At 34.7% G+C, this 24,086-nt stretch carries 17 protein-coding genes and 1 tRNA gene; 4 read left to right on the top strand and 14 right to left on the bottom strand.

Going from position 1 to position 24,086, the window contains the following annotated elements; genetic code table 11:
• Positions 1–145: 145 nt before the first annotated feature.
• The 8 genes from O5O44_RS00045 to O5O44_RS00080 are packed head-to-tail and all read right to left on the bottom strand — an operon-like array spanning position 146 to position 11,760.
• Positions 146–1,936 carry a cytochrome c oxidase subunit I gene (locus tag O5O44_RS00045; protein WP_289195241.1) on the bottom strand — a complete coding sequence of 597 codons (1,791 nt, stop codon included), beginning with the start codon at positions 1,934–1,936 and terminating at the stop codon, positions 146–148.
• Between the two features lie 28 nt (positions 1,937–1,964).
• Positions 1,965–3,038 (bottom strand): cytochrome c oxidase subunit II, encoded by a 1,074-nt coding sequence (locus tag O5O44_RS00050; RefSeq protein WP_019386680.1) that lies wholly within the window; start codon positions 3,036–3,038, stop codon positions 1,965–1,967.
• 30 nt (positions 3,039–3,068) lie between these two features.
• A complete protein-coding gene (locus O5O44_RS00055; protein WP_289195242.1) occupies positions 3,069–4,436 on the bottom strand; it encodes a quinol:cytochrome C oxidoreductase in 1,368 nt (455 codons plus the stop codon).
• A 22-nt stretch (positions 4,437–4,458) separates the two neighbouring features.
• The gene (locus O5O44_RS00060) at positions 4,459–5,010 is read right to left on the bottom strand and encodes a c-type cytochrome (RefSeq protein ID WP_289195243.1); all 552 of its coding nucleotides are present in this window, start codon (positions 5,008–5,010) and stop codon (positions 4,459–4,461) included.
• A gap of 8 nt (positions 5,011–5,018) precedes the next feature.
• Positions 5,019–5,549, bottom strand: coding sequence for a DUF3341 domain-containing protein (locus O5O44_RS00065; protein WP_019386683.1), 531 nt, complete (start codon positions 5,547–5,549; stop codon positions 5,019–5,021).
• A 9-nt stretch (positions 5,550–5,558) separates the two neighbouring features.
• Positions 5,559–7,304 carry a helix-hairpin-helix domain-containing protein gene (locus O5O44_RS00070; RefSeq protein ID WP_289195244.1) on the bottom strand — a complete coding sequence of 582 codons (1,746 nt, stop codon included), beginning with the start codon at positions 7,302–7,304 and terminating at the stop codon, positions 5,559–5,561.
• A 28-nt stretch (positions 7,305–7,332) separates the two neighbouring features.
• Entirely contained in the window at positions 7,333–10,431 is a 3,099-nt protein-coding gene (locus tag O5O44_RS00075) for a TAT-variant-translocated molybdopterin oxidoreductase (protein WP_289195245.1), read from the bottom strand.
• A 33-nt stretch (positions 10,432–10,464) separates the two neighbouring features.
• A complete protein-coding gene (locus O5O44_RS00080) occupies positions 10,465–11,760 on the bottom strand; it encodes a c-type cytochrome (RefSeq protein ID WP_289195246.1) in 1,296 nt (431 codons plus the stop codon).
• 228 nt (positions 11,761–11,988) lie between these two features.
• Here O5O44_RS00080 and O5O44_RS00085 point away from each other — a divergent pair, with 228 nt between their 5' ends.
• Complete coding sequence (locus O5O44_RS00085) at positions 11,989–12,360, top strand: SPOR domain-containing protein (RefSeq protein WP_289195247.1); 372 nt, start codon at positions 11,989–11,991, stop codon at positions 12,358–12,360.
• Between the two features lie 68 nt (positions 12,361–12,428).
• On the opposite strand, the gene infB is transcribed toward O5O44_RS00085, so the two are convergent.
• The 3 genes from infB to rimP all read right to left on the bottom strand — a co-directional run bounded on the left by infB (position 12,429) and on the right by rimP (position 16,948).
• Entirely contained in the window at positions 12,429–15,164 is a 2,736-nt protein-coding gene (gene infB / locus O5O44_RS00090) for a translation initiation factor IF-2 (protein WP_289195248.1), read from the bottom strand.
• A gap of 78 nt (positions 15,165–15,242) precedes the next feature.
• Positions 15,243–16,475 (bottom strand): transcription termination factor NusA, encoded by a 1,233-nt coding sequence (gene nusA, locus O5O44_RS00095; RefSeq protein ID WP_019386689.1) that lies wholly within the window; start codon positions 16,473–16,475, stop codon positions 15,243–15,245.
• Between the two features lie 11 nt (positions 16,476–16,486).
• Positions 16,487–16,948 carry a ribosome assembly cofactor RimP gene (gene rimP / locus O5O44_RS00100; protein ID WP_289195249.1) on the bottom strand — a complete coding sequence of 154 codons (462 nt, stop codon included), beginning with the start codon at positions 16,946–16,948 and terminating at the stop codon, positions 16,487–16,489.
• 133 nt (positions 16,949–17,081) lie between these two features.
• Here rimP and O5O44_RS00105 point away from each other — a divergent pair, with 133 nt between their 5' ends.
• Positions 17,082–17,906, top strand: a complete 825-nt coding sequence (locus tag O5O44_RS00105; protein ID WP_289195250.1) for a universal stress protein — start codon at positions 17,082–17,084, stop codon at positions 17,904–17,906.
• A gap of 70 nt (positions 17,907–17,976) precedes the next feature.
• On the opposite strand, the gene O5O44_RS00110 is transcribed toward O5O44_RS00105, so the two are convergent.
• Positions 17,977–18,049 (bottom strand) — tRNA-Gln (locus O5O44_RS00110).
• Positions 18,050–18,238: 189 nt separating this feature from the next.
• Here O5O44_RS00110 and O5O44_RS00115 point away from each other — a divergent pair.
• Positions 18,239–21,550: a DUF2723 domain-containing protein gene (locus O5O44_RS00115; RefSeq protein ID WP_289195251.1), complete on the top strand. Its 3,312-nt coding sequence runs from the start codon at positions 18,239–18,241 to the stop codon at positions 21,548–21,550.
• A gap of 9 nt (positions 21,551–21,559) precedes the next feature.
• Positions 21,560–22,252 (top strand): polysaccharide deacetylase family protein, encoded by a 693-nt coding sequence (locus tag O5O44_RS00120; RefSeq protein ID WP_289195252.1) that lies wholly within the window; start codon positions 21,560–21,562, stop codon positions 22,250–22,252.
• Positions 22,253–22,407: 155 nt separating this feature from the next.
• On the opposite strand, the gene O5O44_RS00125 is transcribed toward O5O44_RS00120, so the two are convergent.
• Positions 22,408–22,704 (bottom strand): thioredoxin family protein, encoded by a 297-nt coding sequence (locus tag O5O44_RS00125; protein ID WP_019386694.1) that lies wholly within the window; start codon positions 22,702–22,704, stop codon positions 22,408–22,410.
• Positions 22,705–22,758: 54 nt separating this feature from the next.
• Complete coding sequence (locus O5O44_RS00130) at positions 22,759–23,988, bottom strand: metallophosphoesterase (RefSeq protein ID WP_289195253.1); 1,230 nt, start codon at positions 23,986–23,988, stop codon at positions 22,759–22,761.
• Positions 23,989–24,086 lie beyond the last annotated feature (98 nt).

Here is a 24,086-nt window from a genome sequence, read left to right on the forward strand (position 1 = left end):
AAATTTAGCGCAATTTAACGGATTTTTTTGGTATTTCATCGAAAAATTGTAATTTTTTTTACATTTTATCGGAAAAATATGTTTTTAAACGATAAAAGCCCACCTGAACTAGGTGAGCTTTTTTATGTAAGAGTTGTTTTGTTAATTAATGCTGTAGTTCCTCTTCTCCGTCTTTTAATGGAATGTTTTGAGGTACAAAATCTACATCATGTCCTGGTTTACTGTAATCATATGCCCAACGATGTACATGAGGAATTTCACCTGGCCAGTTACCATGCATATGTTCTACAGGAGCTGTCCACTCTAAAGTTGTTGATTTCCAAGGATTTTGTACAGATTTTTTCCCGTAGAAAATACTACCAAAAAAATTGTATAAGTAAACTATTTGAACAACACCACCAACTAAGGCAAATATGGTAATAATTACATTAACATTTGCTAAGTCATCAAATAATGGGAAGTTACTATTTGTATAGTAACGTCTTGGTAATCCTGCCATTCCAATAAAATGCATTGGAAAAAAGACTCCATAAGCACAAACTGCCGTTACCCAGAAGTGAATATATCCTAAGTTTTTGTTTAACATACGACCGAACATTCTTGGGTACCAGTGATAAATACCGGCAAACATACCATAAAGTGCAGAAATACCCATTACTAAATGGAAATGCGCTACAACAAAATATGTATCATGTACATTAATATCTAAGGCACTATCACCTAAAATAATTCCTGTTAAACCACCTGTTATGAATGTTGAAACGAATCCTATTGAGAATAGCATTGCAGGATTCATCTGTAAATTCCCTTTCCAGAGTGTCGTAATCCAGTTAAATGCTTTTACTGCCGAAGGTATTGCAATTAATAATGTCGTAAATGTAAATACCGATCCTAAAAATGGATTCATCCCAGAGATAAACATATGGTGACCCCAAACTATTGTTGACAAGAATGCAATCGCTAAAATAGATGCAATCATCGCTCGGTAACCGAAAATTGGTTTACGTGAATTTGATGCCATAATCTCTGAAACTAGTCCCATAGCAGGTAAGATTACAATATATACCTCCGGATGTCCTAAAAACCAGAATAAGTGTTCAAATAGGACTGGTGAGCCTCCTTGATAATGTAAAACCTCGCCTTGGATAAATATATCTGATAAGAAGAATGACGTTCCAAAACTTCTATCCATTATTAGTAATAATGCTGCTGATAATAATACAGGGAATGATACAACACCAATAATGGCAGTAACAAAAAATGCCCAAATTGTTAAAGGTAGTCTTGTCATAGACATTCCTTTTGTACGTAAGTTAATTACAGTTACGATATAGTTTAATGAACCTAATAATGAAGATGCAATAAATATTGCCATAGATACTAACCATAAGGTCATACCCATTCCTGAACCTCCTTGAGCCATTGGTAATGCACTCAATGGAGGATAAATTGTCCATCCAGCCGCCGCAGGGCCTGCTTCTACAAATAAGGAAATTACCATGATAACACTAGAAACAAAAAACAACCAATAGGATATCATATTTAAAAACCCTGACGCCATATCTCTTGCGCCTATTTGTAACGGAATTAATAAATTACTAAACGTTCCACTTAAACCAGCGGTTAAAACAAAGAACACCATTATGGTACCATGAATAGTAACCAATGCTAAATAGATGTCTGCATCCATTACACCATCTGGCGCCCATTTTCCTAATAAAGCCTCAAATAGTACATTTGGTTCTTCTGGCCATGCGATTTGCATACGGAACATCATAGACATTAATACCCCAATAACGCCCATTATAGTACCCGTTATTAGATACTGCTTAGCAATCATTTTGTGGTCCTGACTAAATATATATTTAGTAACAAACGTTTCTTTATGATGATGTCCGTGGTCGTCGTGAGCGTGGTTATCTGCGTGTGCTGACATAATCTTATATCGTTTTTTCTTTTTTAAATTAGTTTACTAAAGAGTTCTTGAATTCTTTTTGTTCAGCAATCCAAGCATCATATTCTTCTTGTGTCTCCACTACTATTTTCATTTGCATGTTGTAGTGCGATTTTCCACAAATTTTATTACATAGCAATAAATAATCGAACTCATATCGTTCTAAAGGGTCTTCACCTTTAGCCACAAGTTTCTTACTATTCTCTACTCTAATATTATTAATATTCTGAACTTTTTCTACCATTTGCGGGGTTTCACGCATTTCAGCAGTTGTAACAGTTGGGGTGAACCCAAATTGCGTTATCATTCCTGGCACACAGTTCATTTGGGCTCTAAAGTGGGGCATATATGCTGAATGCAAAACATCTTGAGAGCGCATTTTAAATAATACTGGACGTCCAACTGGTAAATGTAATTCCGTTGTAATAATATCATCCTGTGCATTAGGGTCAGATTCATCTAAACCTAAAATATTAGCACGATCAATATCAATTAACCTCACATTAGCTTTACCTAAGGTATTATCTGCACCTCCATATCTAGCTTTCCAGTTAAACTGTTGTGCATATAGTTCTACGATTAAAGGATCGTCACTTTCATCAACACCCATAATATTAATCCAAGTACTTAATCCATATATAATTAAACCAGCTAAAACGATAACAGGAATTATGGTCCAAATTGCTTCCAACTTATTATTATCTGCAAAAAACAAAGCTTTCTTACCCTTTTCACCTCTATATTTATACGCAAAATAATGCAGTAAAAATTGAGTTATCGTTTGAACAAAGAAGATTATTGCCATAGAAATAACCATAAGGTTATCAATGGTTGGTCCGTGTTCTGAAGCAGAGTTAGACATTAAAGGTAAATCTCCCCATTTTACAAAGGATACAATAGTAATGATATAAATGAAAGCTAAAAAGCCCATCATTAAATAACCATTTAATGTATTATCCTTATCGGTAGCCACACCGGCAATAACATTTTCGTTTTTAGCCTGAGCTAAATCAAAAATCTTTACCATTTGCCAGATGGCAACTAAAATAAATACTAAAACTATAATTGTTAATAAAGCAGTCATTGGTATCGTTCGTCTTTATTTATATCTTAATTAATAATGAAATTCTTCGCTTTCCTTTCTAAAAGGATAACCTTTTACAAGCAGTGGTGCTTTTGTTAAAGCTGTAAACACTACGAATATAAATAATCCTGCAAAAAGTAATACTGAACTTATTTCTGGTATGCCAATAAACCATCTATCTCCTACTGTAGCCGGCATAATCATGTTAAATATATCAATATAATGCCCAAATAAAATTACTATTCCAGACATTACTACAAACCAAGGGATACGTTTATAATCAGCATTCATTAGCATTAATATTGGGAACACAAAATTCATAACAACCATACCTAAGAATGGTAATTTATAATCTTGGAAACGTGTTACAAAATACGTTACCTCTTCAGGAATGTTTGAATACCAGATTAACATGAATTGTGAAAACCACAAGTATGTCCAAAAAATACTGAAAGCAAACATAAATTTAGCAACATCATGCAAATGATTTTCGTTTACAAATTCTAAATAGTTTCTAGATTTTAAGTAAATAGTAATTAATGCGATAACAGTAATTCCACTTACAAACATACTCGCAAATACATACCACCCAAATAATGTTGAAAACCAGTGAGGATCAACACTCATAATCCAATCCCAAGACATCATCGATTCTGTATAAATAAAGAATACTAAAAATGCAGCTGAAATACGAAATGATTTTTTGAAATTACTTTTGTCTTCAGCAGTATCTTGAGCAATCGAGAATTTACGTGAAAAATGTCGGTATAAGCTCCAACCAGCAATAAATACTAATCCTCTAACTGTAAACCATCCTATGTTTAACCAACCCGATTTTCCTTGAATTAATTTATCATGAGCTACAACATCCGGATCCATCCAAATAAAAATATTATAATGTCCGATTGTTCCAGAGGCCACAGCAATAGCTAAAACTATTAAAGCTCCTGGTAACAAATATGCTGTCATGCCTTCCATAACTCTAAATAATACTGGAGACCAACCTGCTTGTGATGCAATTTGAATAGCATAAAAAGCCAGAACACCTAAAGATATCATCATAAAGAAAAATGCCGCTACATATAGCGCAGACCAAGGTCTGTTAGCTATTTGGTGCTGAACATGCTCAATATGTTTTGCATGTTCGTCAACTTCAGCATGAGCTGTTTCTTCTTGACTTTCATCATGTGTGTTAACAGTTGCATGTGCACCATGACTTGCTTCATCATGAGCAGCTTCTTCACCATGACCACCACCGTGATGCGATTCTTCTGCAAGTAAGTGCTCAACTTCTTCAAAAGATTTATGAGATGTCATAAAACCATATCCAACTCCTAATGCTCCTAAAATCATTAGAATGAAAGAAAATGTCTTTAATTTATTTGAAAATGTATACATATCTATAATAATCTTATCAATCTTACTTTTCTAAATCAGCTTTTAATTTCAACACATAAGAAACTACTTGCCAACGCTCTTCTTCATTAAGCTGGTTAGCATAAGATCCCATAGCGTTTTTACCGTAATATATTGTATGGTAAATGCTGCCTTCATTAATTGCTCTTCCTGCATCATCATAACTAGGAATACCCAGAATTTTTTCGCGTTTTACTAAAGTTCCTTGACCTTTTCCTTTGTTACCATGACAAATCCCACAATAAATATCGTAAAGTTCTTTTCCTCTTTCTAAATCTACCACTGTAGAATCTAATGGGCTTTTTAATGTTTCCTTAGCTAAATTATAACCATCAGTTGTATTTTCAATATCAAAAGGTACATAGCCTCTAGGTATTGATCCTTCAGCAGGTAATTGAGCTTCAACCCCATTAGGAAATGCGGCTTCACCGTAAGTTTCGTATCCAACAGATTCATACATGTTAGGCATGAATTGATAGTTCGGAGCTGTGCTCTTATTACAAGATACAGAGACTATAACTACTGCTATTGCTAATATTTTAAATAAGCTTTTCATATCTATAATTAATGGGCTTTATCAACTAAATTAATTTCTACTGCTCCAGTTTCGGCCAATAAACTTTCTAACTCTTTTTCATTACCATGAACTGCAATTTCCATTAAAAAATGATCGTCAGTTGTTCTAGGATCTGGATTTTCAGCATTTTTAAATGGCCACATTCTACTTCTTAAGTAAAATGTAATTACCATTAAATGCGCTGCAAAAAATACTGTTAACTCAAACATAATTGGAACAAACGCTGGCATATTTTCTAAATAACTAAAACTTGGTTTACCACCAATATTTTGAGGCCAATCTTCAATCATAATGAAATTCATCATTAAAATTGCAACTGTTAAACCAATAAGACCGTAGATAAATGCCGTTATAGCGATACGTGTTGGCTCAAGTCCCATGGCTTTATCTAGCCCATGAACCGGAAATGGCGTATATATTTCTTCAATATGATGTCTTTCTGCCTTAACTTTTTTAACAGCCGACATTAATACATCATCATCAGTATAAATAGCGTGAATAACTTTTGAAGCTTCCATTGACTATGTTTAGTTTATTAATTTTTTAGCTTGTCCAGACCAATCATCACGTTCTGCTCTTCCTGGGAAAGAACCTGTAATTGAATCTAACAAATCATATTCTTTTTTTGTCATTTTACTCACCTGAAGGAAAGAATAAATTCCAATTGAATTTAACACCTCTTCCATTTTAGGACCAACACCACTTATTTTCTTTAAATCGTCTGGTGTTTGTGTTGCTGCATCAAAAGAACCAATACTTCCAAGTAAATCACTTACTTGAGATGATTTATCTCCAGCAGGTTTTTCAGATGATTTTTTTGCTGGTGTTTTAGATGAAGCTATAACGCCTGAAGACGTTCTAGCATCCACCCCTGTACCAACTAAACTTTTACCAGACTCACGTAAATTTTTATATTTTTCTCCAGAAGATTTTAAAATTGTTTTCACCTCTGCTTGCGCAATTACTGGAAAGGTTCTAGAGTATAATAAGAATAACACAAAGAAGAATCCAATGGTTCCAATGAAAATTCCAATATCAACAAATGTTGGAGAGAACATCGTCCATGAAGATGGTAAGTAATCTCTATGTAACGAGGTTACAATAATTACAAAACGCTCAAACCACATTCCTATATTCACAACAATTGAAATAAAGAAAGAGAACATTATACTAGTTCTTAATTTCTTAAACCACATAAATTGCGGAGAAAATACGTTACAAGTCATCATCGCCCAATATGCCCACCAGTAAGGTCCTGTTGCTCTATTTAAGAATGCATATTGTTCATATTCTACACCAGAATACCAAGCAATAAATAACTCCGTGATATAAGCCACACCAACTATAGAACCTGTAATCATAATTACGATGTTCATTAATTCGATGTGTTGTACTGTAATATAATCTTCAAGGTTACACACTTTTCTCATAATTATAAGAAGTGTATTTACCATGGCAAATCCAGAAAATACCGCACCAGCAACAAAGTATGGAGGGAATATTGTTGTATGCCAACCAGGGATTACCGAGGTTGCGAAGTCAAACGATACAATGGTATGTACAGATAGTACAAGTGGTGTTGCTAATCCTGCAAGTACCAAAGATACTTCTTCAAAACGTTGCCAATCTTTAGCACGACCAGACCATCCGAAACTCAATAAAGAATAAATTTTCTTTTGGAAAGGCTTAATAGCTCTGTCACGTAACATAGCGAAATCCGGTAATAAACCTGTCCACCAGAATACTAATGATACAGATAAATAGGTAGAAATCGCAAATACATCCCATAAAAGTGGCGAGTTAAAGTTAACCCATAATGATCCGAATTGGTTTGGAATTGGTAATACCCAATACCCTAACCAAGGGCGACCCATGTGAATAATTGGGAATAAACCTGCTTGTACAACAGAGAAAATAGTCATAGCCTCTGCTGAACGGTTAATTGCCATTCTCCATTTTTGACGGAATAATAATAGTACAGCAGAGATTAATGTTCCTGCGTGACCGATACCAACCCACCAAACGAAGTTAGTAATATCCCAAGCCCAACCTACGGTCTTGTTTAAACCCCAAGTTCCAATACCCGTAGATATTGTATATAGTATGCATCCAATTCCCCAAAGGAAAGCAGCCAGTGAAATACCAAAAACTATCCACCATTGTTTATTTGCTTTTCCCTCTACAGGTTTAGCCACATCAACAGTAACATCGTGATATGATTTTTCGCCTGTAACTAAAGGTCTTCTAATAGGTGCTTCGTAATGAGACGCCATAATTATATAATTGATTCTTTAATTAGATTTATGCTTCAGTTGTATTTCTCACTTTAGTTTGATACTGCACATTTGGCTTAGTACCTACACTTTCTAATAAGTGATACATACGATTATCTTCTTTAAGTTTTGCAACTTTACTGTCTTTATCATTGATGTCTCCAAACGTCATTGCTCCATTACTACAAGCAGCAGAACAAGCGGTTTGGAATTCTCCATCTTTAATTTGACGACCATCACGCTTCGCGTCAAGAATAGTTTTTTGTGTCATTTGAATACACATAGAACATTTTTCCATTACTCCACGAGAACGAACAACTACATCTGGATTTAATACCATGCGTCCTAAATCATCATTCATATGATAATCGAATTCATCGTTTCCATTATACAAGAACCAGTTGAATCGACGCACTTTATAAGGACAGTTGTTTGCACAATATCTTGTACCAACACAACGGTTATAAGCCATATGATTTTGCCCTTGACGACCATGTGAAGTTGCCGCTACGGGACAAACTGTTTCACAAGGTGCGTGATTACAATGCTGACACATTACTGGTTGGAACGCTACTTGAGGATTCTCAGAAGCATTTTCCATTTCACCAAATTCACTTAATGAGCTTCCTAATCCAGAAATATTATCTTTCTTTTCATTATCGCCTTCAAACGAAGTTTCAGAAGAATAATATCTATCAATACGTAACCAATGCATATCACGGCTACGACGCACTTCTGTTTTACCAACCACAGGCACATTATTTTCTGCATGACAAGCTATAACGCAAGCACCACACCCTGTACAAGCATTTAAATCGACTGATAAGTTGAAGTGATGCCCGATAGAGCGATCAAATTCATCCCATAAATCAACTTCTGGCGAAGTTACTGGAGTTTCTTCGTGATTTAATGATACCACAGGAATCGCATTCCAGTATTTTTTATCTTTTGTGTTGAATATCTCTAACGTAGTTTCCTTAACAATATCTCCACGACCCATTAAGGTATTATGTAATTGAACTGAAGCAAATTCATGCTCGCCCGAAGCTGCCTCTATCGTTACATTTTGTACGTTATTGAAACCTTGGTATAATGCATAAGCATTAACACCCGTTTGCATTTCTTCTTTTAAACCAGCAGTTCTTCCGTAACCAAACGAAAGACCAACAGACCCTTTAGCTTGACCTGGTTGAATTAAAACTGGAACTGTTATAGTTACTCCGTTTACAGAAACATTTGCGTAACTACCATTTAGAGCACCATTTGCAACATGATTGTTAACCAAACCTAATGCATCAGCATCAGCCTTAGAAATGGTTAAATAGTTGTCCCAAGATGTTCTTGTAATAGGATCTGGAAACTCTTGTAACCATGGGTTGTTAGCTTGTTGTCCATCACCCATTCCTGTTTTGGTATAAAGTGTTAACTCTAAACCGTCTGAATTCGCAGAAGTTGCTAGTGTTCTTGCTGCATTACCAAAAGGCGTTGAAGTTGGTGTATCTTCAATAACCTCGGCAGTACTTTCGACTTCAGTATCAATTGTTCCAACATAAACCCCATCATGTAGTGCTTTATTGAATGAACTACCACCTAATATTGTAGTTCCCCAAGCATCTTTGATATAGTCATGATAAGACTGATCATTTTCTGTCCACCTTAATAAAGCATCTTGAAATTGTCTTGTGTCAAATAAAGGTCTAATTGTTGGCTGCGTTAAAGCATAGTGTCCTTTTTTGATTTCAACATCACCCCAAGATTCTAAATAATGTGGTGCTGCTGCTAAGTATTGTGTAAGAGACGACGATTCATCAACTTTCATTGAGAAAGCAATAGAAAGTTCAGTTTTACTTAATCCTTCAGCAAAATCTGCTGCATTAGGTAAAGTATACATAGGATTTACGCCACTCATGATGATGGCTCCTACTGTTCCTGCTTTCATATCAGTAACTAATTGAGCTACCGCTTTGTCGCTACCCTGTCTTGTTTTAATTGGTGTTTTAGGATCAAATGCTTTACTATTTAAAGCCTCATTAATTTCTAAAACTACTGTTTGTGCATTCACATCTTGAATACCCGTAACAACAACGGCGTTACTTCCAGCTTTCTTTAATTGTGAAGCTGCCTTTTTAACAGCATCTTCAATATTTTCTGGTAAGCTACCAGCTACAGAACCTCCAACAACATAGCTATGTAATTTCGCTAATGCTACTTTTTGTTGTGTTGGAGTTAATGGTATACGTTTATCGGCATTAGCGCCAGTAAGCGATAAATTAGATTCAAACTGGATATGACGTGACATCTTTCCATGATCTGGAACTCTATTTTTTGAATAACCAGAATCAAATCCTCCACCTTGCCAGTCTCCTAAGAAATCAGCTCCTACTGAAACGATTGTCATCGCTTTAGCAAAATTATAATTTGCTAATCCACGCTCACCATATTTTGCTTGGTATGCGTCTAACGCAGCAGATTCTGAAATCGCATCATAAACTACGTGACGAACATTACCGTATTTTTCTTTAAATTCTGAAATCAACTTACTCGTAGAAGGACTTGCAAAAGTTTGAGTTAGTAAAACTATTTCCTTACCAGTTCCTTTTAACTCAGTTAATTTTTCAGTTGTTTCCTTATCGAATTCTGACCAAGAAATTGGATTTTCTCCTTTTCTAGGTCCTTGAACTCTTAAACTATCATACAAACCTAAAACCGATGCATTCACTCTCGCATTCGCATTACCGTTTGCAGGAGCCATAGCATTGTTTTCAATTTTAATTGGACGCCCCTCTCTGGTTTTTACTAAAACACTTGCGAAATCAAATCCATCTGCAATTGTAGTTGCATAATAGTTAGCTACACCAGGAATAATCTCGGTTGGCTGAACCACATAAGGAATAGACTTTTTTACAGGACCCTCACAAGCAGCTAATGAAGCCGCGGCTGTACTAAATCCTACATATTTTAAGAAATCGCGACGAGTAGTTGATGTTGACTCTAATGTATCTTTATCACCTAAAAATTCATCAGTAGGAATCTCATTAACAAACTCATTTTGTCTCAGCGTCTCAACAATAGAGCTATTTTCGTTTAGCTCTTCAACACTTTTCCAGTATTTCTTGTTTGATGACATATTATATAATTGAATTACTTCTTATTAAATTTATTAATAGTGGCATTTTCCACACTCTAAACCACCCATTTGCGCAGCTGTCAATTCATCTACCCCGTACTTCTTAGATAACTCTTCGTGTATCTTTTCGTAATAAGCATTATCTTTTACATCTACTTTAGTTTCTCTATGGCAATTAATACACCATCCCATTGTTAACGGTGCATGTTGATACATAACTTCCATTTCCTCAACTGGCCCATGACATGTTTGACATTCTACACCCGCAACAGTTACGTGTTGTGAGTGATTAAAATAAGCAAAATCTGGTAAGTTATGAATACGTATCCATTTTACAGGTTGTGTTTCTCCTGTATATCTTTGTTCAGCATCATCCCAACCTACAGCAGCGTATAATTTTTTAATCTCTCCATCATAAAATTCTTTTGAATACTCAGGAGTTGTTTCACCATTATATTCATAAATCGATTTATGACAATTCATACAAACATTAAGTGAAGGAATTCCTGAATGCTTACTAACTCTTGCAGAAGAGTGACAGTATTTACAATCGATACCGTTATCTCCAGCGTGAATTTTATGTGAATAATGAATAGGTTGAACTGGCTCATATCCCTGATCCACACCAATTTGCATAAAATATCCGTACACAAAATAAGCCGAAGCTAATAAAAAGAATATAGAAACCACTAGCATTAAAAACTGGTTTTGCACAAAAGCTTTCCATAAGGGCGTTCTTTTTGAAGCCTCAGGCAATTCAATACCTTGCGCATCTGCAAAACGTCTTAGCGTTTTGTTTACCAAATACAATCCAGCAGCTAATAAAATAAATAGTATTGCTAAAGCACCTAAAATAAGTTCGTTTGAAATGCCTCCTGAAGCACCAGCATCTTGAGCGCCTGCAACTTCTGCACCTGCAATTGGAGCTGGATCTTCTTTTACCTCAGACGTATAAGCTAGAATATTATTTAAATCGTCATCAGACAATTGGGGAAATGCGGTCATTGCAGCACCAGCATATTCGTTATAGATTTTATTGGCGTAAGCGTCTCCAGATTTAATAACACCTGCACTGTTACGAATCCATGCGTAAAGCCAATCTCTATCCAATCCTTGCTCATCAGCTAATCTAGCCTCTACATTACGTAATGCAGGCCCAGTCATTTTTTTATCTAATTTATGACAAGCAGCACAATTGGCATTAAATAACGATTTTCCTTTTGCTGGGTCTCCTTCTTGAGCAGAAAGAGCCGTTGTAAATGCTAATAAAAAAACTAAGCTTAAACGAAGAAAGTTTGTGCTTAATTTACGGTGAATCACCTTTCTCATATTATTGGTCAAATTAACTTCTAAACTTTGGTATGACTTTTGTCATTTTATAAATGAAAAAGTATAGTTGAAAAAATCTCTCGCAAAAGTAATATTAAAAGTCCATTTTAGAAATGTTAGAGAAGTGTTAATTGGTAATTTAGAGGGATTCTAAATAATAAAAAGCCCTTCAATTAAGTTTATATCCTATACATTTGTATAAATTCTTTAAAAATGAAACCGTTACATATGAAAAATAATTTTTTAAGCATCATTTGTTTCTTTATGACGTTGTCTTATTCCTTTTCACAACAAGGTAATGTTGTCGTAAATCAAGACCAAAAAATCAATGTTTTGTTGAACTTGAAAAAGGAAATGAACAAAAATGAAACAGATTCTGAACGATATAAAATACAAGTGTATTCAGGAAATCGATCTGGCGCATATGATGCACAAAAAGAATTTAGCAGTGCTTTTGGAGATTGGTACGCATCTATTCAATACGAAACGCCAAATTTTAAAATTTGGGCTGGAAACTTCAGAACACGTTTAGAAGCCGATAGAGCCTTAAAAAGAATAAAACGAAAATTCCCTAATGCTTTTATTTTTAAGCCTAAGTGAGTTTAACGTATTCAGTAAATAAAAAAGCGACCAATTGGTCGCTTTTTTATTTATTTAAAGATAATCTTTTATTTCAGTTTCTTTTTAACTTCAATTTCATGGAAAGCTTCAATAATATCGCCTTCTTTAATGTCGTTGTAGTTTTTAATTTGCATACCACAATCGTAACCTTTAGCTACTTCTTTAGCATCATCTTTAAATCGTTTTAAAGATGTTAATTCACCAGTATAAACAACTACGCCATCACGTATTAAACGAATACCCGCATTACGCGTTATTTTACCATTAGTTACCATACAACCGGCAATAGTTCCAATTTTAGAAACTTTAAATATTTCTCTAATCTCCGCAGTACCTAAAATCTCTTCTTTCAACTCTGGAGATAACATACCTTCCATAGCATCTTTAAGATCGTTAATGGCATCGTAGATAATAGAATACGTACGGATATCAATTTCTTCTTTATCGGCAATCATTCTTGCGTTTCCTACTGGTCTTACATTAAATCCTACAATAATAGCATCTGAAGCCGAAGCTAATAACACATCACTTTCAGTAATGGCTCCAACACCTTTATGTAAAATATTAACTTGAATCTCTTCTGTTGATAATTTTTGGAATGAATCTGTTAAGGCTTCAACCGAACCATCCACATCACCTTTAAGAATAATATTCAACTCTTGGAAATCACCTAGAGCAATACGACGACCAATTTCATCTAGTGTAATATGGCGTTGAGTTCTTACAGATTGCTCACGTTGTAATTGTGCACGTTTAGAGGCAATTTGTTTGGCTTCGCGTTCATCAGCAAATACGTTAAATTTATCACCCGCTTGTGGTGCTCCATCTAATCCTAATATAGAAACTGGTGTTGAAGGTCCTGCTGCAGCAATATCTTTTCCACGCTCGTCATGCATAGCTTTAATTTTACCACTATGCTGGCCTGCTAAAACGTAATCACCTACTCTTAAAGTTCCAGCTTGCACTAATATGGTAGACACATAACCACGACCTTTGTCTAAGAATGCCTCTACAACTGTACCAACAGCTGGTTTATCTGGGTTAGCCTTAAGCTCTAATAATTCTGCTTCTAGCAATACTTTTTCAAGTAATTCTTTTACACCAGTACCAAATTTAGCCGAAATATCGTGAGATTGAATTTTACCTCCCCAATCTTCAACCAATAAGTTCATTTGCGCTAAACCTTCTTTAATTTTGTCAGGGTTGGCATCTGGTTTATCTATTTTATTAATTGCAAATACAATAGGAACTCCTGCAGCCTGCGCGTGAGAAATAGCCTCTTTGGTTTGCGGCATGATATCATCATCGGCAGCAGCAACAATAATAGCAATATCGGTTACTTGAGCACCACGAGCACGCATTGCTGTAAAGGCCTCGTGACCTGGTGTATCTAAAAACGCTATTTTTTGTCCGTTTTCTAATTGAACGCCGTAAGCTCCAATATGCTGAGTTATTCCTCCTGATTCACCTGCGATTACATTTTCTTCACGTATATAATCTAAAAGCGAAGTTTTTCCATGATCAACATGACCCATTACTGTAACTATTGGTGCACGTGTTTTTAAATCTTCAGGTTTATCTTCTACAACTTCAATAGATTCTTCGATATCGGCAGTAACAAACTCTACTTGATAGCCGAATTCTTCGGCTACAATAGAAAGTGTTTCAGCATCTAAACGCTGATTCATAGTAACCATCATACCTAATGACATACATTCTGAAATAATTTCTGTTACTCCAACATCCATCATAGTCGCCATTTCACTAGCGGTTACAAACTCTGTTACTTTTATAATTTTACTTTCAGCTGCCTCTATCTGCTGATCAATTTCAGTTTGTTCTCTGTGTTGATCTCTTTTGTCTCTTCTATATTTGGCACCTTTTCCTTTACTAGATTTTCCTTGAAGTTTTTCAAGTGTTTCTCGCACTTGTTTTTTAACATCTTCTTCGCTAGGTTCTTCTTTTACCACATTACGACGACCTTGACCTGGTTTTCCTTTAAACCTGTCGTTTCCTCCTGAACCTCTCGATCCTGGTTTGTTGTCTTGTGGACCGCCCGCCTTACTAATACGACGACGCTTTCTTTTATTCGCAGACCCTGCATCAGATGATTTTGCGTCTGTTTTCTTTTCTTCTTTTTTCTTTTTAGGCTTATTAAACTTAGATAAGTCAATTTTATCTCCAGCAATTTTTGGACCTGAAAGTTTTTTGTATTGGGTTTCTACTTTTTCATCAGGAGTAACCAATTCACCATCTATAACTACCTTGTCAGCTTCAGTTCCTGAAGTTTCCTTTTTCTTAGTTTCTGGTTTACTAACAGTTTCAGCTTTATCAACTTTCGCTTTAACTTTTTCTGCCTGCTTTACTTCCTCAACAACAGTTTCTACTGCAGGCTCAGATTTTTCATCAGATTTTTTTAAATCTAAGTCTATTTTTCCGATAGTTTTTGGACCAGAAAGAGATTTTGAAGCTTTAATAACTTCTTCTTGCTGCGCTTTTTCTTTGGCTTCTTGTTCTTTTTGCTTAGCTTCTAATTCTTTTTCACGCTTAATACGCAAATCTTCCTTTTCTTTTAGCTTCGCTTCGCTTACTTCTTGAGACTTCATTTTTTTATTAGCGTCCGTCTCAAATTCATCCGAAAGAATCTTAAACGTTTCTTCAGAAATTTTTGTAGTGGGACGCTTCTCAATCTCCACGCCTTTAGAATCTAAAAATTCTACAGCACGGTCTAGTGAGATATTAAGCTCGCGTAATACTTTATTTAATCTTATTGTTTCAGCCATAAATCGCCTTTAAAATACTCAAATATATGGATTATACCAATTCTGGCATAAAATCCTGCAATTATGAATTATTAATTTTTATTCTTCAAACTCTTCTCTTAGAATTCGAATAACATCTTGGATGGTTTCCTCTTCCAAGTCTGTTCTTTTTACAAGGTCTACAAGATCTTGTTCTAATATACTTTTCGCAGTATCTAATCCTGCTTTACTAAACTCATCTATAATCCAAGATTCAATTTCATCAGAGAACTCGCGTAACTCAACATCTTCTTCAGCGCCTTCTCTAAATACATCAATCTCATAGCCGGTTAATTGGCCAGCTAAACGAATATTGTGTCCGCCTCTACCAATAGCTTTACTTACCTCTTCTGGTTTAAGAATCACTTCTGCTCGTTTGTTTTCTTCATCTAATTTTATAGATGTTACTCTTGCCGGACTTAAGGCTCGTGTAATAAATAATTGTAAGTTATTGGTATAATTAATAACATCAATATTTTCGTTTCCTAACTCACGCACAATACCGTGAATTCTTGAACCTTTCATACCAACACATGCACCAACAGGATCAATTCTATCATCATAAGAATCTACTGCTACTTTTGCTTTTTCTCCAGGTATTCTCACAACATTTTTAATAGTAATTAATCCATCAAACACTTCTGGAATTTCTTGTTCAAATAACTTTTCCAAGAACACAGGTGAACTTCTAGACATGATTATTGTTGGTTTTGCACCTTTAAGCTCAACACTATCAATAACACCTCTTACATTATCTCCTTTTCTGAAAAAATCTGAAGGTATTTGTTTGTCTTTTGGCAATACGATTTCATTGCCTTCGTCATCCAACAAAATAACTGCTCTATGACGAATATGATGTACTTCTGCCGTGTAAATTTCTCCTACTAAATCTTTAAATTGCTTGTAGATAATGGTATTATCGTGCTCGTGAATTTTAGAGATTAGGTTTTGACGTAATGCTAAAATAGCACGTCTTCCTAAGTCAATTAATTTTACTTCTTCAGATACATCTTCTCCAACTTCAAAATCAGGCTCAATTTTTCGAGCTTCTGTTAATGAAATTTCTTGATTAGGCTCTTCAACTTCTCCATCGGCAACAACAACCCTGTTTCTCCATATTTCTAAATCCCCTTTGTCTGGATTTACAATGATATCAAAATTATCATCATCGCCATACTTTTTTTTAAGGGCGCTTCTAAATACATCTTCTAAGATTGCCATTAACGTTACTCTGTCAATTAGCTTATCGTCTTTGAATTCTGAAAAAGATTCAATTAACGCGATATTTTCCATAACTCTTTAAATTAAAATTTAATCATAACTTTAGCTTCTACAATATTTTCGTAAGGAACATCTGCTTCCTTATTAACAGTTACTTTCCCCTTACCAACTGGTTTAGGTTCTCTAACTTTCCACTCTAATGTGATATTATCTTCGGTTGCTTTTGTAAGCTTTCCTTCAATTTTTTCAGAGGCTGTTCTTACTTTAAGCGTTCTTTCAAGATTTTTTTTATACTGTCGTTTATGTGTTAATGGTGATGCTGCTCCTGCCGACATAACTTCTAAGGAAAAATCTTCTTCTTCTCTATCTAAATTATGTTCAATGGCTCTACTAATAAACATGCAGTCTTCAACTAAAACACCGTGATCTCCATCTATAATTACTTTAATATGGTTTTCAGAATTGATAGTAAAATCAATTAAGAATAAATCTGGTCTTTCAATTAACGCAGTGTCAAGTAATTCTGTAACTTTATTTTTAAACATTTTAAGTATAAAAAGAGGGGACTTTCCGTCCCCTCATATCTTTAATTTCGCCTTTCAACGGTGCAAATATATAATATTTTATCGGTTTTTAAAGTAAAATTTCATAAATTTAGATACACTCAAATTTACTGTTATGAAAAAAATACTTGTACCAACTGACTTTTCTGAGCAAGCTGAAAACGCTTTGAAAGTTGCAGCGCAATTAGCCAAGGCCCATGGCGCTGAAATTTATTTGCTGCACATTTTAGAAATTCCGTTAAACGAAATCGACCCAATGAGTTCGCGAAGCGATTTACCTGAAGCGGTATTTTTCATGAAACTTGCACATAGAAAGTTTGAAAACATTATGAATAGCAGCTATCTAGACGGTATTGTTGTTCATGAAACTGTAGACTTCAACGAAATCTTTAAGGGTGTTTTTCATGCCTGTAATAAACATAATATCGATTTAGTAGTTATGGGTTCAAACGGCGTAAGCGGTTTAAAAGAAATGCTAATAGGAAGTAATACAGAAAAAGTAGTAAGAACTTCTGAGGTCCCTATTCTAGTAGTTAAAAAGGAACACTTATCTTTTAAAGTGAATAATATAGTTTTCGCTTCTGATTTTCAAGAAGAAAACAAAAGCGCGTACAAAAAGGCTTTAGCATTTGCTGAAATTTTTAAGGCTAAAGTGCATTTATTATTGGTAAACACACCAAATAAATTTATTACTTCTGACCTTGCGAATAAGCGCATGCAAAACTTGGCTTCCTCAACCAATTTTTCAAATTTCACAACAAACATCTATAACGATGTTACTATTGAAAAAGGAATTATGAATTTTTCCGAGTCTATTCATGCCGATGTCATAGCAATGAGCACCCATGGAAGACAAGGCATTTCGCATTTCTTTAATGGTAGTATTAGTGAAGATTTGGTGAATCATGCTAAACGGCCTGTGATTACTTTTAAGATTTAATTCACTCAAAACCAAATGGTTTCAAAATAAAAAACCCTTACTAAAATAGTAAGGGTTTCATTTTTTAAAGTTGGCCTACTAGGGCTCGAACCTAGACTCTTCTGGACCAAAACCAGACGTGTTGCCAGTTACACCATAGGCCATTCTTTTTATGAGGTGGCAAATTTATAACAAAATTTTCTTTGCACAAGTATTTTTTAAAAAATAATCATCAAGAATGCATGTTTTTAAAACAAATGGGCTTTTTTGGTATATGTTAAGACAAACTAAATAGTTATGTGTCGTTTCATATTTATTGTTAAATTCGCCAAAGCAAATAAAATTTGATACCAATGGCACAATTAAACTATAAAAAATGGAACACTATTTTAGGGTGGTTCTCTTTTTTAATAGCGCTAATAACATACAGCTTAACCGTTGAACCCACTGTAAGTTTCTGGGATGCGGGCGAATACATATTAACTTCTGCTAAGTTACAAGTTGGTCATCCTCCAGGAGCACCACTGTTTCAAATGATGGGTGCCTTTTTCTCGATGTTTGCTTTTGAACCTTCGCAAGTTGGTTTCATGATGAATATGATGAGTGCCGTAGCCAGTGCATTTACCATTCTGTTTATGTTTTGGACCATTACATTACTCCTTAAAAAGTTAGTTGGAGATAAAAACATGTCTGCTGGTAAAACTATAGCTGTTTTAGGTAGCGGATTAGTAGGTAGTTTAGCTTTTGCCTTTACAGATTCTTTTTGGTTTAATGCCGTAGAAACGGAAGTTTATGCCATGGCAACATTAATAATGTCGATATTATTTTGGCTCGCTCTTCGTTGGGAACAAGACATGGACAAACCGCGTGGAAATCGTTGGTTAATTTTAATAGCCTTTGTTATTGGGCTCTCGTTTGGTGTACATTTTATGGGATTATTAACCATTCCTGCCATTGGACTTATCTATTTCTTTAAAAATTACAAAACCGTAACTATTCAAAATTTTATTATAGCTAATGTGGTATCAGTTGGTGTTTTATTATTTGTTTTTAAGCTATTAGCTCCTAATATCTTAAGAGTTTTTAGTGCTTTTGAGTTGTTTTTTGTGAACTCTGTAGGCTTACCATTTAACTCGGGTTCTATAATTGCAGGTATTGCTCTCGTGGCTATTATAGCCTATGCTTTAAGATATACTCGTAAAAAAAACTACACACATTTAAATACAGGCATACTTTGTTTAACCTTTGTAATTATAGGGTTTTCAACATGGTTAATGCTACCAATACGTGCTAATGCTAATGTGGTTATTAATGAAAACAACCCGTCTAGTGCCAGAGAATTATTGGCCTATTATAATTTAGAACAATATCCAGAAACACATTTGTTTTTTGGCCCGCAGTTTACAGACCAATATGCGTATTTGGATGAAAACAACCCTTATGTAGATGACAAACCTAAATACGAAAAGGACGAAGAAAAAGGCAAATATGTAGTGGTTAACGATTGGAAAAACGCCAAACAAAACTACAACTCTGAACACGCATCTATACTTCCAAGAATGTGGAGTGCTGAACATGCCGAAAATTATATGATGTTTTCTGGTTATTTAAACTTTAAGTTGAAGCCAGAATATGCCATGGAAAATGAGCTAATAACTGCAATTTCAAATTTTAGAAATGATGTTAATCAAGGAAATGTTGATTATGAAGACTACAACGCCTTTTTAAAACAGTTTAAAGAATACATAGATATTGAAAAACCATCTTTAGCGAGCAATATTGCTTACTTATTTGAATATCAATTAGGCTATATGTATTGGCGTTATTTTATGTGGAATTTTGCCGGTAGGCAAGATGACATTCAAGGACGATATGACAACCATGGTAATTGGATTACCGGTATAAAACCTCTTGATGAATGGCACTTAGGCGTTTCGCAAGACAATTTACCGAGCGATGTTAAAAACAATAAGGCCAGAAACACATACTATTTACTGCCTTTGATATTAGGCCTAATTGGGTTTTTCTTTTTATTTAATAAGGACAAAAAACTGTTTTGGGTCATGCTTGTGTTTTTCCTGTTTACAGGAATAGCAATTCAAGTTTACACCAATGTGCGACCTTTTGAGCCTCGAGAGCGAGACTACTCGGTTGTAGGTTCATTTTATGTATTTGCACTTTGGATTGGTTTTGGAGTTTATGCTATTTACGATACTCTTAAAAAATACGCTTCAAAAAAAATCATTGCAACCGCTACCACAATCACCTGTTTAATTCTGGTTCCTGGCATTTTAGTAGCCAACAATTGGGATGACCACGACCGATCTGGCAAATACACAGCCAGAGCTATGGCAAAAATGTATCTAGACTCTTGTGCTGAAAACGCCATTTTATTTACTATTGGAGATAATGATACGTTTGCGCTTTGGTATGCTCAAGAAATTGAAGGCTATAGAACCGACGTGCGTGTTGTTAATACGAGTTTATTTCAAACGGATTGGTATATCGACCAGATGAAGCGAAAAGCTTACGAGAGCGACCCCGTCCCATCTCAATTAACTCACGATTTATACCAATATGGTACGAATGATTATATCATTATTCAACCTGTAATTAATGATACTTTGGAAGTGAAAAAGTTTTTGGATTTTGTTGCCAGCAACAATCCAAAAACAAAATATAAATACGTTTTAGAACAACGAGGAATTGATATGGCAAATGTTAGAAATCAGGATGCCAATGCAACTTATATGCCAACGCCATATTTACGAATTCCTGTAAATAAAGAGAATGCTTTAAAATCGGGAATTGTAAAACCTGAAGATGCAGATAAAATTGTTCCGCATATAGACATTAAAGTTTCTGGTGGCGCACTTTATAAAAACCGATTGTTGATGTTAGATATTGTTGCCAATAACGATTGGAAACGTCCTATTTATTTTACTGGCGGGAGCTTTGGTGATGATGACTATATCTGGATGAAAGACTATCTTCAATTAGACGGTATGTGTTACAAACTGGTACCAATTAAAACCCCTGTAGATAGAGCTAACCCTTTTGATATGGGACGTGTAGATAGTGATTTAATGTATGAAAAAGTAAAAAATTGGGATTGGGGAAATAGTGGGAGCCCAGACATTTATCACGACGTAGAAACACGTAAAAACTCAATTACCTACAGAGGTAATTTGGCACGTTTAACAGAGCAATTAATAAACGAAGGAAAACTTGATAAGGCAGAAGAAGTTGCTGATATTGCCATGGATAACATGCCAGTAGAATACTTTGGATATTACACCCTATTAGAGCCTTTTATTGGTGCATATTACGAAGTTGGCAACAAAGAAAAAGCTCAACAATTATTTAAAGAGGTGGCTAATAAATACCAAGAAAACCTGTCTTACTACGGTAGTTTAAAAATTGATAATCAAGAGCGTTATTTTGAGGAAATTTATACGGATATACAACGCTATAAAGGCTTGGTTGATGTTTTAATACGATACGATATTGATTTTGCGCAAACTGAAGGCGAAATCTTTAATAATTACTTAAGAGCATTTAATCATTTTTATGGTGAAGATGAACCTGAAGATACTATAAGAACTGATATTGATATTCCTGTGGATAGTGGCGTTCCTTTTGAAAGTGATAGCGTAAATGAATAGACCTAAGGCATGACCTTAACTCCTATAAAAACACCAGTTGTTGCAAAAAAAATGTTCCCAAATTATGTTTGGGACATTGCAACATCTAATAAAATTATTTATTTAACTTTTGATGATGGTCCAACTCCTGAGATTACTAACTGGACCTTAAATACATTAAAACAGTACAGCGCTAAAGCCACCTTTTTTTGTATTGGAAACAATATTGAAAAACATCCTGATATATTTCAAAATATATTAAATGATGGGCATGCTATTGGTAACCATACACAAAATCATATTAAAGGCTGGAAAACGAAAGCCCAAGATTATATTAAGAATATTGCTTCTTGTGAATCCATTCTGAAAAAACATATCCCAATAAGTAAATCACAAGTTCAAACTTCTGAGCTGACAAATCAGGAATTATTGGTTACAAATCTTTTTAGACCGCCTTACGGGCAAATAACACCGAAGCAAGGTAAAAACCTCCTAGCATTAAATTATAAAATAATTATGTGGGATGTTTTATCTTTTGATTGGGACCAAGACGTAAATCCTGAAGTATGTTATAAAAACGTAGTTGATAAAGCAACGAACGGTAGTATTGTTGTTTTTCATGACAGCGTTAAAGCTTCAAAGAACATGCAATACGCATTACCTAAAGTTTTAGAATATTTTTCGAGTAAAGGATATGCCTTTAAATCTTTAAAGGGTATTTGATATTCAGTTTGGCGTCAGGTATTGAACAGTTTGTTTAATCTCGATTATTATCGGGAGAGTAGTGAAATATTTGTATTCATGATTTCCATAATTCAAAATATATGCCAACTAAAGCCCGACCATTTTGGCAACTCCCAAATAAGTTTCTAAAAAATTCAGATGTATTCTTGAATGATACTAATTAGTGTGTTAGCATCTTGCTCACCGCTTTGGCGCCATTTCATTTCGCCATCTTTATAGATAATTAGTGTGGGTAGAGTTTTTACGCGCAGTGCATCGGCCAATTCTTGATTTTTTTCAACATCAATTTTAATAACCTTTGCCTTATCTCCTAATGCTGCTGCTACATCGCGTAAAACAAGGTGCATAGGCTCAGACTGATCACTCCATTCGGTGTAAAAATCTAATAAAACAGGAATTTCTACATCTATTAGTTCTCCAAATTTAGACATACTTTATTGTTTTTTAATAGGATGCACTCTTACAAATATAGCATTTCTAGACAATTATGCATTATTTGTGCCTTTTTTAAGTTCTATAACTGTAATTTCTGGCCAAATTCCAACTCGCCCTGGGTAGCCTATATAACCAAAACCTCGGTTTACATTTATGTATTGGCCCATTTCTTTGTATATCCCCGCCCAGTATTTATAGCGCCATTTTACCGGACTCCATTTAATCCAACCTGGAATTTCTATGCCAAATTGCATACCATGTGTGTGCCCGCTTAAGGTTAAATGGTAATGGTAATCATCTTTAATAACCTCGTCTTCCCAATGTGAAGGATCGTGACTCAGTAGGATTTTAAAATCGTTAGCATTTACGTTTTGGGCCGCTTTTTTTAAATCGCCCGCCTTTTTAAATCCACCTTTTCCCCAGTTTTCAACACCCACAATAGCGATACGTTGTCCGTTTTTTTCAATAAATCTACTTTCATTTAAAAGTAAATCAAAGCCCATACTTTGTTGTAATTGAATTAAATGTTGAAAATTTTCAGCTTTAGCTTCAGAAGATGGCCAACTCACATAATCGCCATAATCATGATTTCCTAAAACAGAGTATACCCCATCTTTAGCTGATAGTTTACCAAAAAGCTCTTTCCATGGTTCCATTTCGGAAGACTTGTTGTTAACTAAATCACCTGTGAACAAAATGGCATCAGACTCTTGTTTGTTTATAAGGTTTACACCGTACTCAATCTTCTCTCTGTTATCAAAACTACCTGAATGGATATCACTAATTTGCGTAATTCTATACCCATCAAACGCTTCTGGTAAGTCTTCAAAATGCAGTGTGTAATTTAAAACTCTAAATCGGTATTTTCCGCGATACATACCGTACAATAAAGAACTTAAAGGTATAGCCGCTAAACCTAAAGCTATTTGGCTTACAAACTTACGTCTGGATGGTATGTAAAAACTCTCGTTTTTTGTTACAAGCTTATCGTAAATACCTAAAATGAACCTTAAGATATCTTCTCCTAAAAGTATTGGTACTAAAACCAAATTAAAAGACATAAAAGCTAGTAACAATCCAAACGCGTAACTTTTAGCAGGGTTTAATACACGCCCTTCTGAATATACCGTGAACTGAACAATAAAATTACCCGCAATTATAAGGGCTATTAGGATGAATACATAGTGAATCCATACATTTTTAGTTACAGCTTTAATAGCCTGAAACCCATAAAAACTAATAAAAAGATAAAATAAAATAAATATGACCCAACGAAGCATTTTCTTTTTTATTCAAAGATAACGGTATTCTAAAAAATTACTTTACATGTTAGTTTTATTTAACTTATAGTTAAGAAATTATAATCAAAAACCAGAAA

Origin of the sequence: Algibacter luteus (assembly GCF_030344935.1) — a bacterium.
In the GTDB taxonomy this organism is placed as follows: Bacteria; Bacteroidota; Bacteroidia; order Flavobacteriales; family Flavobacteriaceae; genus Arenitalea; species Arenitalea lutea.

What these genes read in the sequence shown, in the direction of transcription:
- O5O44_RS00045 (WP_289195241.1), bottom strand. Translation starts at nt 1,936, where the DNA reads ATGTCAGCACACGCAGATAACCACGCTCACGACGACCACGGACATCAT.
- O5O44_RS00050 (WP_019386680.1), bottom strand. Translation starts at nt 3,038, where the DNA reads ATGACTGCTTTATTAACAATTATAGTTTTAGTATTTATTTTAGTTGCC.
- O5O44_RS00055 (WP_289195242.1), bottom strand. Translation starts at nt 4,436, where the DNA reads ATGTATACATTTTCAAATAAATTAAAGACATTTTCTTTCATTCTAATG.
- O5O44_RS00060 (WP_289195243.1), bottom strand. Translation starts at nt 5,010, where the DNA reads ATGAAAAGCTTATTTAAAATATTAGCAATAGCAGTAGTTATAGTCTCT.
- O5O44_RS00065 (WP_019386683.1), bottom strand. Translation starts at nt 5,549, where the DNA reads ATGGAAGCTTCAAAAGTTATTCACGCTATTTATACTGATGATGATGTA.
- O5O44_RS00070 (WP_289195244.1), bottom strand. Translation starts at nt 7,304, where the DNA reads ATGGCGTCTCATTACGAAGCACCTATTAGAAGACCTTTAGTTACAGGC.
- O5O44_RS00075 (WP_289195245.1), bottom strand. Translation starts at nt 10,431, where the DNA reads ATGTCATCAAACAAGAAATACTGGAAAAGTGTTGAAGAGCTAAACGAA.
- O5O44_RS00080 (WP_289195246.1), bottom strand. Translation starts at nt 11,760, where the DNA reads ATGAGAAAGGTGATTCACCGTAAATTAAGCACAAACTTTCTTCGTTTA.
- O5O44_RS00085 (WP_289195247.1), top strand. Translation starts at nt 11,989, where the DNA reads ATGAAAAATAATTTTTTAAGCATCATTTGTTTCTTTATGACGTTGTCT.
- infB (WP_289195248.1), bottom strand. Translation starts at nt 15,164, where the DNA reads ATGGCTGAAACAATAAGATTAAATAAAGTATTACGCGAGCTTAATATC.
- nusA (WP_019386689.1), bottom strand. Translation starts at nt 16,475, where the DNA reads ATGGAAAATATCGCGTTAATTGAATCTTTTTCAGAATTCAAAGACGAT.
- rimP (WP_289195249.1), bottom strand. Translation starts at nt 16,948, where the DNA reads ATGTTTAAAAATAAAGTTACAGAATTACTTGACACTGCGTTAATTGAA.
- O5O44_RS00105 (WP_289195250.1), top strand. Translation starts at nt 17,082, where the DNA reads ATGAAAAAAATACTTGTACCAACTGACTTTTCTGAGCAAGCTGAAAAC.
- O5O44_RS00115 (WP_289195251.1), top strand. Translation starts at nt 18,239, where the DNA reads ATGGCACAATTAAACTATAAAAAATGGAACACTATTTTAGGGTGGTTC.
- O5O44_RS00120 (WP_289195252.1), top strand. Translation starts at nt 21,560, where the DNA reads ATGACCTTAACTCCTATAAAAACACCAGTTGTTGCAAAAAAAATGTTC.
- O5O44_RS00125 (WP_019386694.1), bottom strand. Translation starts at nt 22,704, where the DNA reads ATGTCTAAATTTGGAGAACTAATAGATGTAGAAATTCCTGTTTTATTA.
- O5O44_RS00130 (WP_289195253.1), bottom strand. Translation starts at nt 23,988, where the DNA reads ATGCTTCGTTGGGTCATATTTATTTTATTTTATCTTTTTATTAGTTTT.